The organism is Roseovarius sp. MMSF_3298, assembly GCF_030733705.1.
Classification (GTDB): Bacteria; Pseudomonadota; Alphaproteobacteria; order Rhodobacterales; family Rhodobacteraceae; genus Roseovarius; species Roseovarius confluentis.
The window spans coordinates 297,176-311,440 of sequence record NZ_JASHIN010000002.1; the positions used below are offsets into that span (position 1 = coordinate 297,176).

Consider the following 14,265-nt stretch of genomic DNA (forward strand, 5'->3'; position numbering starts at 1 on the left):
CATGATCCCGACCATTCCACGTTCCCGCAGCTTTCGCGTCCTTTACGGCGGTTATGTCCTGCTGTTCTTCCTCTATCTCGCGCTGCCCCTGACCGTCGTCGCCGTCTTCGCCTTCAACGACAGCCAGTTTCCGTCGCTGCCGTGGGAAGGCTTCACCTGGAACTGGTTCTTCGGAGAGGACCGTCCCCAGATCGGCGTCTTCCACGAACGCGGCATCCTGCGCGCGGTGGGTACCTCGGCCTTCGTCGCCACCTGCGTCGCGGTCCTGTCGGTGAGTGTCGGGACCACGAACGCCTTCCTGTTCAACCGCTACGAATTCCGCGGCAAGGGCGCGCTTTATGTCCTGATGCTGCTGCCGCTGGTCATTCCCGGGATCGTGCTCGGTATCTCTATCCTCGTCTTCTCCTCGACGCTGGCGAACGGGATCTGGAACGCGGCGGAAGTGGATATCCAGGCGCTGCGCCCCGGCTTGCTGCTGGTGATCCTTGGGCAGTTCTCCTTTATCACCACCATCGCGACGCTGGTCATCACCGCCCGGCTGCAGAAATTCGACCGCACGCTGGAAGAGGCCGCGCTGAACCTCGGCGCCACGCGCCTGACGGCCGTGCGCACGATCACCATCCCGTTCCTGATGCCGGCGATGATCGGCGCGCTGGTGGTGGCGTTCCTGATGAGTTTCGAGAACTTCAACACCACGCTCATGCTGGTCGGCTCCGACGCGCCCCTGACCATCGCCATGTTCGACCGCCTGAAAGAAGGTTCGACGCCGCTTCTGAACGCGGTTTCCCTTCTATTGATGCTGGGTTCGTCGCTCCTGGCGCTTCTCGTGATCCTGTTCCAGCGCCGATAGGGATCCTACCGCCGCGGCGTCCCCGGCTTCTCGGACGACGCTCTCTTCTGCGCCGCGCGCGCCCGGTTCTTCTTGCTGTTGGGCTTGCCCTTCGGCGGTGGCGGCCCCTTGCCAGCCCGCTTGGAGGCAGGTTTTCCACCGGCTTTGGCCTTACCGGCCTTACCGGCCTTGCCTGCGTCTTTCGGCATGTCATCGTCGCCCCGCGCCCCGTGCCGGGGTTTGCCCAAGGGGGCATGCAGCGCCGGATCGGGCGCCTTCGTCTCGCGCTGTCGCGCCGGGGGTGTCGCGTCCCTGCGGTCCTCGGGCTTGGGCTTGCGGCGGCGCGGCGCGGGCGTGTCATTCCAATCGACGGGCGTCGTGTCCCCCTTGGACGACCCCGGTTTTGCCTTGGGGCCGCGCTCTGGTTTGCCGGGCCGGAAGGGCGGCAGGTCCGGTGCCGCGTCAAGGCGGCGAAGCTTCTTGCTGCCCTCGATCGTCATCCCCGGGCCAATCTCCTCCAGGAAACCGGGCACGCTGGCCTCGCGGATCTCGATATAGGACAGGTCATCGGCCACGCGGATCGCGCCGATATCGTCCTTGCTCAGCCCGCCCGCCTTGCAAACCATCGGCAGCAGGTGTCGGGGCGAGGCCGCCTGGTTGCGCCCTTCGGACAGCGAGAACCAGACGCTGGGGCCGAACGCGGCGCGCGGTTTCGGCTTGTCGGGCTTGCCCGGTTTGACGGGGCTCAAATCCTCGGGCGCGGAATGGCGCAGCTTGTACTGACGCAGGTAGGCGGCGGCGATCTGCTCAGGCGTGAAGCGTTCCAGCAGTTGGTCCACCGACGCGCGCTCGCCTTCGGTGATCTCCGCCTGCCAGTCATCGGCATCCAGCATGCGCACCTGATCCTGCGCATCTACCTCCGCCGCCGACGGCGCGGCGGTCCATTCCGCTGTCAGCTTGGCGAACTTCAGGATGCGCTCCGCCTTCTTGCGGGCCGAGGGCACGACGATCAGCGCGCTGACCCCCTTGCGTCCCGCGCGGCCGGTGCGGCCCGATCTGTGCAAAAGTGTCTCTTGGCTGCTGGGCAGTTCGGCATGCACCACAAGGTCCAGCTTGGGCAGGTCGATGCCGCGTGCGGCCACATCGGTCGCCACGCAAACCCGCGCCCGCCCGTCGCGCATGGATTGCAGCGCGTTGGAGCGTTCGCTCTGCGTCAACTCCCCCGACAAGGCCACGACCGAAAATCCCCGGTTCGACAGCCGCGTCGTCAGCCGCGCGACCATGGCCCGCGTGTTGCAAAAGACGATGGCATTCGGCGCCTCGTAATAGCGCAGTACGTTGATGACCGCGTTCTCGTTGTCATGCGCTGCAACCGACATCGCGCGATAGGCGATATCCGAGTGCTGCGCCTCTTCGCCAACGGTCGAGATGCGCTCGGCATCCCGCTGATAGCTTTGCGCCAGCCTGGCAATGGCGGTGGGAACCGTGGCCGAGAACAACAGCGTCTGACGCGCCTCCGGCGTCTGCTCCAGGATGAACTCCAGATCCTCGCGAAACCCGAGGTCCAGCATCTCGTCCGCCTCGTCCAGCACCGCTGCCCGTACCGCCGACAGGTCGATGGACCCGCGCATGATATGGTCCCGCAACCGCCCGGGCGTGGCCACGACGATATGGGCGCCGCGCGCCAGCGCCCGCCGTTCATCCCGCATGTCCATGCCGCCGACGCAAGAGGCCAGCACCGCGCCCGCATCGGCATAAAGCCAGCCAAGCTCGCGTTTGACCTGCATCGCAAGCTCGCGGGTCGGTGCCACGATCATCGCCAGCGGCGCGTCAGCCTGCTCGAAGGTATCCGCGTCGCCCAGCAGCGTGGAGGCGATCGCCAGCCCGAAACCGATCGTCTTGCCGGATCCTGTCTGCGCCGAGACCAACAGGTCACGGCCCTCCAGTTCAGGTTGGGTGACAGCCTGCTGGACAGGGGTCAGGACGTCATAGCCTTTACGGGCCAGCGCATTCGCAAGGGTGTGTTTCAAGGGCCTGGTGCTTTTCTTGGGAAAGACGTGTCAGCCGGGCGGCGCTTGGACCGCCGGCAAGTGCCGGGCAATACCCCCTCGGGCCGTCTTTGTATAGGCACTAATCTACTATTGATGAATAGCTCTGCTCAATGACGCACCGGTAGACCTACGTGGCGCATCCCGCCATTCAAATTCGCCGAAACACGCAGGTTCTTGTGGGGGGCAAAGGGCCGACATATGGCTTTCCATGAATTCGATAGGGGCAAAATCCCCGCCTTGAAGGGCATGCCGGATCGGGTCCGACCTTGGGTGCCAGGTACCTCGGTGGGCAGGTCAGACGCGGAACCGCCGATGGCTTCATTGGCGAGGCGGATTATCCCTTGGTCCGAACAAATCGCGCAGGTCCCACATAAGAACTATGCCTTGGTTTCATTGGAAAGAATCGACTAGTCTCTTGTCGTATTAACGTTTCCGAAAACCCGTGGACTGAAAGCTGGTATGGCAAACTCACCCTATTCCAAGTTGCCTCCCCAAGCGTTTTGGCGACAAGGTGTCGTTCAAAGGCATGAGAATGCCATTCATGAGCTGTACACGCCCAAATTTCCAATCCGAAAGAGTGACCGGTTCGTAACGGCCGGGTCCTGCTTTGCGCAGCACATCGGACGATCGCTCAAAGAAGAAGGGTTCAATGTCATAGACGAAGAGCCTTTTCCACAGCGAGGATTGAAAGCTATTCCTGTGGAAACCCGCAGAGCTTTGGGTTTTGACCTGTATTCTGCCCGGTATGGCAACATTTACACCTCTCGACAGTTGTTACAGCTTGATAAAGAGGCGCATGGCGATCTGGAGCTGACTGATCCCATCTGGGAGAAAGATGGTACGTATTTCGATAGTCAAAGGCCGAATATCGACATAGCGGGTTTCGAGCTGGCAGAAACCGTCAGAGAAAATCGGAAACATCATCTGGATTGTGTCCGGCGAGCATTCTCAAAAGCAGATATTTTTGTTTTCACGTTTGGATTAACAGAGACTTGGGTACATCGAGCGTCTGGAGACGTTTATCCCGTCGCGCCAGGAGTGATCGCCGGTACCCACGATGATGAAACATACACTTTCAAAAACCTGGGTTATTCGGACGTTCTTTCTGATTTCCTCGAATTCCGTGAAAGGATGATGTCCAGAAATCCAGAGGTGAGGTTCCTAGTCACGGTCTCGCCCGTTCCGTTGACGGCAACCATGTCGGGCCAGCATGTCGAAATCGCGACTGTACGCTCAAAGTCGATTTTGCGCGCAGTCTGTGCGGAGCTTTATGACTCGTTCGAGAACGTGGACTACTTCCCCTCTTACGAAATGACGACATCACAAAAGAACCAAGGTGGTGCGTTCGCTTCCAACCTGAGAACCGTGAAACCCTCGGCCGTTGAATTGGTCATGAATTCTTTTCTGAAGGCGCATGGATATAACAGTGAATTGACGATCGAGGGCGGTGTCTCAAGCCCCGGGCTTGCAGAGGATCACGACATGGATTCAGAGGACGATCTGGTTTGTGAGGAGATGTTTCTGGACGGTTTTGGAAGCCAATGAAGATACTTGTAATTGGAAATTCTCACGCGGCGTCTCTGAAGCAGGGGTTTGACAGGGTAAGAAATCTCCCAGAACAGATTGAACTGACTTGGTTCACATGTGCGGGACGAGAGTTTTACAAGTTGACTTGTGACAAGCACAGCTTTGGCCTTCAGAATGCCACGCGGAAACCTGAAATAGAACGGAAATTGATCAAGAGAAATGGAGCGGCGCGCATATCGATAGAGGCCTTTGATCGGATATTGATCGCCGGGCACACGAACGGCTTTCTTGAGATCATAACGTTATTGGCTCAATTCGGCGTTGAAGCCGTCCATGCCAAGCCAAGTACGCCAATATTGACGAAAGATGGCTTTACGCAGTGCCTGGACCACATATTGCAGTCAAGAATTCCGAACTGGGGATCTTCCGTCACGGGAATTCCGGTCGATATGATTCCTGCGCCTCGCCTTACCGATGATGTCGAGCCATTCCTGGGCAGCGCACCGAAGTTTAGATTTTGCAGAGATCTGCGGAAAGAGAATGAGCGACTGTTTGAAATTCTTTCGTTCGCGGAACAACGGTACGCAGCTTTTGCGTCAGATGCCGGTATTCATGTTCTTCCTCAGCCGGACAAAACAATTTCGAAGATCACCGGACTGACATTACCAATTTTCAATCGCCAGATAGAAAGTATCTTCGGTCAGCCGAAGGCCCCTGATGGCGCTCATGTCAACTGGGAGTACGGTCTATTGGCCGTCGAAGACTATTTGAATTACATCAATGCGGCTCTGCCGCAAAGGGTTCGGCATTAAATTCGGTTGCCTTGAATGCTACCAAATTCCCCGCCTTGACGGGCGTGCCGGATCGGGTCCGGCCTTGGGGTGCCAATGATTTCGTGGATTGATGTGTGGTCAGCCGTCCCGGCCTGCAATGAGACCGGGAACGTGGCGGCCCAATCTCAAGGGCCGCCAATTTGACTCGGGTCGCTTACTTCGACTCGTCTTCGTCGCGGAACATGTCAGCCATGTCCATCTCGGGGTTGTTCTCGCACTCTTCCTTCAGCACGACCATCAGTTCCTCGTCCGACCCGGTCGCAGCAGCGCGCGCGGCAGCGCGGCCGCCGATGTCATCGTCAGGGTCGCCGAGTTCGTCCGTGGCGCTCGACGCGTCCGTGTCGGCTCCTTCGTCTGCACCGACCGCTTCGTCACGAATGTTCTCACGGCCGCCCATGGTCTCGAATGCCTCCATTTGACCAGCGTCGTCCATCTCGCTGAATTCGGCGCAAGTCACCGCGTAGGCGGGCTGCGAAAGGGCAATGAAAAGGCCGAGGACGGAGGTGGTTTTCAGAAACGTGTTGCTCAAAGTCATGTAAAACTCCCGTTCTTAGGTTTAACCGCCCCATGCACCATGCACTCAAAACGTAAACCTTCAGCCTGAAAACGCGCCCAGGTGGGAACATGTTCCGGCCACGTGCCGCCGAATTCCGAATGTGCGATCCGTCCTGTCGCGGCTCGTGCGGCGTCTTGAACGATTCGACCGCCTCATTTGAATTAAATTTTGTGTCGATTCGCTCAAATTGTGGCGTCACCGTTTCCGGATCGTGGATATTCGTCGTTTCTGAAGGCGATTGACGCTAGGTCAACAAACAGCCACGCGTTTGTTTCACCCAAGTCTCGACACAATCCGACCATGGTTGCCTTTCGTCCGATTTGGAAACGGCAATCTACCTTTGATTGTTTTTCGCGTCGGCGGAAAAAGGCCGAGCCCTTGTTTTTAGGGCTGCTGCGCGGATACCCGCCGAAGGGTGCGCGGAAACAATAACTAGAACGTGTTTTGCAGGCTGCCTTAATTCGCCGCTTCGTCGTGGTTTTTTGCAAATTGCTCGGACAGTTTTCTGACAAATTTCACTTTGTGGCGCACATCACATCTCGTAAAACGAACTCAGCCCAACTGGGGGGCGATGTCTGTAGGTCACGGGGGCGACCGCACGAAACGCATCATATTAGGTGCGGAAAGGTGCGATCGTCGGGCTGCTTTGGCAGCAGACTGGTAGCGAATGTATGCGGAGTGCGAACTCCACGACGTTCCCGCGTGATATGCGGGTCTTTCCCTCCTGATAATCGAGGTCCGTGCAGGTTGCCCCTGGCCGTCACGTCGCTGGCTTTGGGAATGGTTTTGGTCTGGCGTCGCCGCATGTGCGGTGATGCCGAATGGAGAAGACGATGTCGAATTTTGATCCAAGCTCGGTCACTGGCCTGATTGGCCTGTGGGATTTTAAAAGCGGTGCTGAAAAGAAAGATACCGGCCTGGACGACGGTGTTGCCCAGAACGCGACACACGGCGATGGCAACGCCATCAACGTCAGCTTTTCCAACGACCAGCTGATCGTGGGCGCGGGGAGCAACTCGCACCCCACCGTGCTCGATGTCAAAGCCGACCCGTACTCCTCTGCGGATGACGAACAGTTCAACCTGGATCGCGGCACCATCGAGACGCAGTTCACGCAGTTCTCGCACTCGGGCAGCTCGGAAGACGTGATCCTGTCGCGCGGCGAAAAGAACATCGACAATCATGACGAGGGCTTCTTCGAAATCCGCGTCACCAACGATGGCAAGGTTCAGACCTACCACAACACCAACGACGGCGACGCGGTCGCCACCCTGTCCACCTCGAAGGACTTTTTCGAACCGGGCGACCTGGTCAACGTGAAATATTCCTTCGATGTCGATACCGGCGCCACTCTGACGGTCGAGAACCTGACAACCGGCAAGACCGAGACAATCGAGAGCGACGAGAAGGGCCTGACCTTCGACCTGACCGACAATGACGACGAGGAATTCAGCTTCGGCGCGCGCGAAGTGGACGACGGACATTACGACAAGGAATTCCAGGGCGCGATCGACTACGTGGCGCTCTACGAGGAATCCAAGGCAAGCCCCGATGGCGCTGTCGACGGCGAGGAGTTCGGCGAGGACATGGACCTCGGCTATGACGACTCCAACGCGCCCACCGACCAGGGCGGCGACAAGATCACCGATGGCGCCGACCTGATCTATGGCAATGGCGGCGACGACACGATCAACGGTGCTGGCGGCGATGACACCATCTATGGCGGCACCGGCGGCGAGAAGGGCTTCAACGGACCGCGCGAAAGCTTCAACTGGGACAAGGTCTCGGGCGCTCAGGCGGACAGCACCGTCACCCAGGACACCGGCAGTGTGGATGTGACCTATACCCGCATCGCGGATACGGGGAACCACGTAAGCGATGTCGACAACCACACCAACCTGAACACCGCCGGCATCGACACGGGCGGCGAGTCGATCGACACCGACAGCTCGCTGCTCTCGGAAACCGGCGGCAAGGGCAATACCGGCAAGTTCCAATGGGAGTTTTCGGAAGTTGTCGGAAACGTTGAATTCAACATCAATGACCTCGACGGTGACGGCCTTGTGACCGTGAAAGCCTACGACGCCGACAACAACCCGATCGAGGTTGTCCTGACCGGTGGCAAGGACATCAATATCACCGGCAACGTCGCCGACGCGGATGGCCCGTACCAGAACGTCAACGACCCCGACACGACCGTCAATGTCTCGATCGCGGGGCCGGTATCGCGCGTGGTGGTCGAGCATACACAGAACGGCTACGACAATTCCGGCATCCACATCACCGACATGTATTTCGACACCGGCTATAGCCTGGGTGACGATGGCAACGACGTGATCACCGGCGGCGCCGGCGCGGACGAGATGTACGGCGAGGGCGGCGACGACACCTTCATCGTCTCCAGCGGTGCGGACGGCGACGGCGACAAGGTGGTCGGCGGCAACGGCCCGGATGACACCAAGGACAACGACACGCTGGACCTGCGCGGCGCGGGCCAGGTGACGATCGTCGACTCTGCCGACTCCAGCGATGCCGGCGCCCGGAAAGGCACCGTGACCTTCGAGGACGGCTCGGTGATGGAATTCAGCCAGATCGAGACGATCCTGACTGATCCGCAGCGCGACGGTGTCGTCGACGGCGAGGAAACCGGCGAGGTCATGAACCCCGGCTATGACGACAGCAACGGCCCGACCGACGGCGGCGGCGATATCATCGACGGTCCCGACGGGCTGGAGGACGTCATCGAGGGCAATGGCGGCGACGACACGATCAATGCCGGCCTGGGCGACGACACGGTCGACGGCGGCACCGGCGCGGACGTGATAGTCGGCGGTGCGGGTACAGACTCGATCACCGGCGGCCAGGGCGATGACGACATCTCCGTGGGCGGCAATGACAGCGCCTGGGGCGGCACCGGCGACGACGAGTTCACCGTCGACGCCACCGATCCGGCGGCAGAAATCGACGCCACCATCGACGGCGGCTCGGACGGCACCGACGGCAACCCCGACGGCCCGGAAAACGGCAACGAGGGCGACATCCTGAACCTCGGCGACCAGACCGACGATCTGACCGTCACCCTGGAAGACGCCGATCCCGAGAACGGCACGGTCAACGGCCTGGATGCCGACGACACGCCCGACATCACCTTCGAAGAGATCGAGCGGATCATCACCGGCAGCGGAAATGACACCATCGACGCCGAGGATGCCGACGGCCCGATCGACGTGGAAACCGGCGCAGGCGACGACAGCGTCGACGGCGGCAACGGCGACGACAAGATAGATACCGGCGACGGCAACGACACGGTCTATTCCGGCGACGGTTCGGACACGGTCGATGGCGGCCACGGGGACAACTACATCGACACGTCGCTCAACAGCGGTCTGCCTCTGCCCGATGACGGCTTCCCGTCCTACGGTCCGTTCCCGGCCGTCCCGGCGGATGCCGATCCCAACGACGACCGCGATCTGGTCAATACCGGCAACGGCAACGACACGATCTATACCGGCGATGATAACGACACGATCAATGCCGGCGCGGGCGACAACTATGTCGACGGCGGCCTTGACGACGACGAGATCACCACGCTCTGGGGCGCCGACACCATCGTCGGCGGCGAAGGCGACGACACGATCTCGTCCGGCGCGGGCGACGACCTCATCTATGGCGGTCTCGACCCCAATGTCGTGCCCTTCGACCAGGTCAACATCCCCGACGCGCCCGATGGCGGCAGCTACGGCCCCGACCCGGATGAAAACAACGGCAGGGATTGGATCGACGCAGGCGCCGGCAACGACACCGTCTATGGTCAGGACGATGACGACACCATCTTCGGTGGCGGCGGCAGCGACCTGCTCTATGGTGGTATCGACGACGACCTGATCTATGGCGAAAACGGCCGGGACACCATCTACGGTGGCCAGGGCGCAGACACCATGTACGGTGACGCCGGCTCGGACGAGTTCCGCTTCGATGCCCGCGAGGAAGCCTTCGGCGACGAAATCGACGGCGGCACCGAGGATGGCGACAACGACCCGACGACAGACAACGAGAACGACCAGCTTTACCTGCAAGGGATGGGCCGGTTTGAGATCGTCCAGAGCGACGGCGTCACCCCGCTGGACCTCACCACCCCGAACGACCCGGACGGCAACAGCTTTACCGGCCAGGTCAACTTCCTCGATGCCAGCGGCAATGTCGAAGGCACGCTGAAGTTCACCGAGATCGAGGACATCATTCCCTGCTTCACGCCGGGAACGGTCATCGCAACGCCGAAAGGTGAGCGTCTGGTCGAAGACCTGCGCGAAGGCGACAAGATCATCACCCGCGACAACGGTCTGCAAGAGATCCGTTGGGTGGGCCGCCGCGATCTGTCGGGGCAGGAGCTGGTCAGCGCGCCGCACCTGCAGCCGGTCCTGATCCGTGCCGGTTCGCTGGGCCACGGCCTGCCGGAACGTGACATGATGGTCTCGCCGCAGCACCGCCTGCTGATCAACAACGAGAAGTCGGCGCTCTACTTCGAGGACCGCGAGGTTCTGGCAGCCGCCAAGCACCTCACCGGCATGGAAGGTGTGACCTCGGTCGAGGCCAGCTCGGTCAGCTACATCCACTTCATGTTCGACCAACACGAGGTGGTGCTGTCCAATGGCGCCTGGACCGAAAGCTTCCAGCCCGGCGACACGGTGCTCGACGCGATGGGCAACGACCAGCGCAACGAGATCTTCGAGCTCTTCCCCGAATTGTCGGAGGCAGAGGGCCTGAAGGCCTACACCGCCGCACGCCGGTCGCTGAAAAAGCACGAAGCCCGGCTTCTGGTCAAGTAACAGCTTTGCAGCCGACCGGTCCTTTCGGGGGCCGGTCACATGGAATCGGTTGCGGGGGCTGACTCGAGTTCCAGTAAACAATCCCGGCCATTGGTCGGGATTGTTTCGTTATGGCGTGGCACAGGAAAGCCGGGACAAAATCCTGGCGCTCTTTCCCGAAGTCGCCATGCCGGCGGGACTGGAAAGCTACCAGGCGGCCCGCCTGTCGCTCGAGGCGCACGAGGCGAAGCTGCTGGTCGAACAGTCCCTGCGCTAAAGCGTTTCGCGGTGAACCTGACGTGCAGCTTATCGCGAAATGCAGCAGAACAGCCAATCGTTGCACGCGTTTCGCCTTTCGCGGATGGCTCGGGTCAAAGGCGAAACGCTTTAGCCTTTCGCCGCCCGCCAGTCCGCCCAGGCTTCGGGCGTATCCAGATCCAGCGTGGCCCTGGTCCCGCCAATGGGACAGGGCCGTATCTTTTCCGGCCCGATCACTTCCCGCGCGCCGGTATCGCCGCTCAATGTGACCAGCGCCGGCAATAGCCGGGCGGGCAGGAGGGTCGGATGCCCGAAACGCCCCTCCGCGTCCGTGGCGCGGATCACGTCGCCGGGATGGTCCGCGTGCAGTGCCGCCACCGCGCGCATGTCATCCGCATCCAGGTCGGGCATGTCGGGCAGTACGATCATCAGCCCGCTCATGTCCCGTTCCATGGCCCAGCCCGCTGCCACGCGCAGCGACGCACTGAGGCCGCTGGCAGCATCGGGGACTGGCCGTCTCTCCAGTCCCGCGTTCGCCGCGACGTCAAGGCTGGTAGCGCGCGCCCCGGAGACGGTGGGCAGGGTAACAAGAACAGGTAAACCGAGGCTTAAGGCCCGCCGGGTTTGCCGCAGCAAAATCGGCACAGCGTCGACTTCCTCCAACAGCTTGTCGCGCCCCCGCATCCGCGAGGAAGCGCCCGCTGCGGGCAGAACGATCCCCAGTGTCACCGCTGCCAAACCCCAAGCAATTGATCCCGTCTTACCCTCGCATCCGGGTCATGTCGGGGTCAAACAGATGCTCTGTCAACAGCTTTGCGGCGCACATCTCGCCCAGGATCTCGATCTCGGCCTCCAGCCCCGGCTTGGCGTTTTCCGCCGGGATCAGCGCCAGGGCGATGGATTTCTCTGCGTGGTGCGAATAGCCGCCCGAGGTGCAGAACCCCTGAACACTGCCTTCGATCCAGACAGGCTCGTAGCCGTTCACATCCGCATCCGTCGCATCCACCTCGAACGCCACCAGCGCCCGCTTCGCGCCTTCGGCCCGCTCTGTCTCGGCCGCCGCACGCCCGATGAAATCGGCGTTTTTCCTGAAGCTGATGAAGCGGTCCATGCCCGTCTCGCCCGGCGTGTAATCCGGCGAAAACTCCGACAGCCAGGACCCAAAGAACCGATCGAGCCGCAGCGACATCATCGCGCGCATTCCGAAAGGCTTCAGGCCAAGGTCCTGACCCTTGCTCCACAACTCGTCCCAAAGCGCCCGTTGCGCCATCGGATCGCAATAGATCTCGAAACCGAGGTCGCCGGTATAGCTGACCCGCTGCACCAGGCAGTCGACCATGCCCACGGAAATATGCCGCAGATCCATGAACGCCATGTCGGAAATATCCGCCCGCGTGCAGGCCGCAAGCAGATCCCGCGATTTCGGGCCCGCGATCTGAAACCCGTTCAGGCGGTCCGAGATATTCTCGACCGTCACGCCCATTTCCGCGTTCTGCTCGAACCAGCGCATGTGATAGGCCTGTGCGCCGTAGGACGCGGTCAGCTGGAACGCCTCGTCCGACAGGCAGGACACCGTGAAATCCCCGATCAACCGCCCCGCATGCGACAGCATCGGCGTCAGGCTGATGCGTCCCGGCTTCGGGATGCGCCCCGCCATGATACGGTCCAGCCAGTCACGCGCGCCGGGGCCGGTCACCAGGTATTTGCCAAAGTTGTGAACCTCATTGATTCCAACGCCTTGCCGGACGGCCTTCACCTCGCGCGCCGTGGCGTCCCATGCGTTCGAGCGGCGGAAACTGGGCGTCTCGAATCGAGGCTCGTCGCCTTGGGCGAAATAGTTCACGACCTCCAGCCCGAACTGGTGCCCCCAGACCGCGCCCATACCGTCAAAGATGTCGTACATCGGCGTCGTGCGGAAGGGGCGCGCGGCGGGCAGTTCCTCGTTCGGATAACTGACGGAAAACCGCTTCTGATAGTTCTCGATCACCTTGGGCAGGGTATAACCGGGCGTGATCCAGTCGCCATATCGGGCCACGTCCATCGCGCTCACGTCGCGCTCGCATTCCCCCTCGACCATCCACTGCGCCAGCATCAGGCCCACACCGCCGCCCTGGCTGAACCCGGCCATCACGCCACAGGCCGACCAGTAGTTGCGCAGGCCCGGCACAGGCCCCACCAGCGGGTTGCCATCGGGGGCAAAGGTGAACGGCCCGTGAATGACCGACTTCACCCCGGCGCGCTCCAGCGCGGGGAATCGTTTGTAAGCAAAATCAATGGATTGCTCGATCTTGTCAAAGTCATCGGGCAGCAGCTCGTGCCCGAATTCCCAAGGCGTTCCATCCACGGCCCAGGCGCGGCAGGGCTGCTCGTAGAACCCGATGCACAGGCCACGCCCCTCCTGCCGCAGGTAGCTTTCACCGGCCGGGTCCATGACATGCGGATGCTCGCCCCCCGCGTCGATGATCGCGGCAATCTCGGGCACTTCCTCGGTCACGAGGTACTGATGCTCCATCGGGAAGGTCGGCACGAATACTCCGGCCATCGCCCCCACCTCGCGCGCCCAGAGGCCTGCCGCGTTGACCACATGCTCGGCCAAAATGGTTCCTTTGTCCGTTACCACTTCCCACGACCCATCCGGTTTCGGGTTCGTTTCCAACACCTTGCAATGCGTCTCTATCGTGGCGCCGCCCATCCGCGCGGCCTTGGCATAGGCATGGGTCGTGCCCGACGGGTCCAGATGGCCGTCCAAAGGGTCGTAAAGCGCGCCGATGATGCCGTCGGTATTCGTGATGGGTGCAATTTTGCGCACCTCCTCGGGGCCGACGATCTCGGTCTCAAGCCCCATGTAGCGGTGCTTGGCCCGCTCAGCGAGCAGCATGTCGAACCGATCCTTGTTGTCCGCGAGCGTCACGCCGCCGACGTGGTGCAACCCGCAGGACATGCCGGTGATTCCCTCCAACTCCTTGTAAAGCTTGATCGTATAGCCCTGAAGCGCCGCCATGTTGGTGTCGCCGTTCAGCGTGTGAAACCCCCCCGCGGCGTGCCAGGTCGACCCCGAGGTCAGGTCCGACCGCTCGATCAGCATCACGTCCGACCAGCCCAGTTTCGTCAGGTGGTAAAGCACGCTGCATCCGACAACGCCGCCGCCGATCACGGCCACTCGGGTGGTGGTTTTCATGGGGTGTTCCTTTCGGTCTGCCGTTGCGTCCAGACTGTCTGGTTGCGGACGGGCGGCATGTCCGTTTGCGACAGGTATTGTCGCTAAAGACGGGTCGGGCGATTGTGCGAAGCAGGGTGAATGCGTCACCGCGCATTTCCGCCCCCTGCCGCAAACCGTAACCCCTTGTCGGAAACGGCATGACAAAAAGCCATCACACGACCGATGATGTCGGGAACCGACAAACGC

At 61.3% G+C, this 14,265-nt stretch carries 9 protein-coding genes; 5 read left to right on the plus strand and 4 right to left on the minus strand.

Annotated elements, in window-relative coordinates; genetic code table 11:
• The first annotated feature begins 1 nt into the window (after window position 1).
• Complete coding sequence (locus RBB18_RS03490) at window positions 2–850, plus strand: ABC transporter permease (RefSeq protein ID WP_103761407.1); 849 nt, start codon at window positions 2–4, stop codon at window positions 848–850.
• Between the two features lie 5 nt (window positions 851–855).
• Here RBB18_RS03490 and RBB18_RS03495 read toward each other — a convergent pair whose 3' ends face one another.
• Window positions 856–2,859: a DEAD/DEAH box helicase gene (locus RBB18_RS03495; RefSeq protein ID WP_306110540.1), complete on the minus strand. Its 2,004-nt coding sequence runs from the start codon at window positions 2,857–2,859 to the stop codon at window positions 856–858.
• Window positions 2,860–3,339: 480 nt separating this feature from the next.
• Between RBB18_RS03495 and RBB18_RS03500 the strand changes: the two genes are divergently transcribed.
• Together RBB18_RS03500 and RBB18_RS03505 are read left to right on the plus strand one after the other, a co-directional pair.
• On the plus strand, window positions 3,340–4,425 hold the full coding sequence (locus RBB18_RS03500; RefSeq protein ID WP_306110539.1) for a GSCFA domain-containing protein: 1,086 nt from the start codon (window positions 3,340–3,342) through the stop codon (window positions 4,423–4,425).
• The gene (locus RBB18_RS03505) at window positions 4,422–5,219 is read left to right on the plus strand and encodes a hypothetical protein (RefSeq protein WP_306110538.1); all 798 of its coding nucleotides are present in this window, start codon (window positions 4,422–4,424) and stop codon (window positions 5,217–5,219) included. Before RBB18_RS03500 ends, RBB18_RS03505 begins: the two co-directional genes overlap by 4 nt.
• Window positions 5,220–5,394: 175 nt before the next feature.
• Here the strand turns inward: RBB18_RS03505 and RBB18_RS03510 are convergent, their stop codons facing one another.
• Entirely contained in the window at window positions 5,395–5,775 is a 381-nt protein-coding gene (locus RBB18_RS03510; RefSeq protein WP_103761403.1) for a hypothetical protein, read from the minus strand.
• A gap of 854 nt (window positions 5,776–6,629) precedes the next feature.
• Between RBB18_RS03510 and RBB18_RS03515 the strand changes: the two genes are divergently transcribed.
• Window positions 6,630–10,622, plus strand: coding sequence for a Hint domain-containing protein (locus RBB18_RS03515; RefSeq protein ID WP_306110537.1), 3,993 nt, complete (start codon window positions 6,630–6,632; stop codon window positions 10,620–10,622).
• Between the two features lie 115 nt (window positions 10,623–10,737).
• On the plus strand, window positions 10,738–10,878 hold the full coding sequence (locus tag RBB18_RS03520) for a hypothetical protein (protein ID WP_306110536.1): 141 nt from the start codon (window positions 10,738–10,740) through the stop codon (window positions 10,876–10,878).
• 110 nt (window positions 10,879–10,988) lie between these two features.
• On the opposite strand, the gene RBB18_RS03525 is transcribed toward RBB18_RS03520, so the two are convergent.
• Together RBB18_RS03525 and RBB18_RS03530 are read right to left on the minus strand one after the other, a co-directional pair.
• Entirely contained in the window at window positions 10,989–11,588 is a 600-nt protein-coding gene (locus RBB18_RS03525) for an NTP transferase domain-containing protein (protein WP_306110535.1), read from the minus strand.
• Window positions 11,589–11,619: 31 nt separating this feature from the next.
• Window positions 11,620–14,037: an FAD-dependent oxidoreductase gene (locus tag RBB18_RS03530; protein ID WP_306110534.1), complete on the minus strand. Its 2,418-nt coding sequence runs from the start codon at window positions 14,035–14,037 to the stop codon at window positions 11,620–11,622.
• Window positions 14,038–14,265 lie beyond the last annotated feature (228 nt).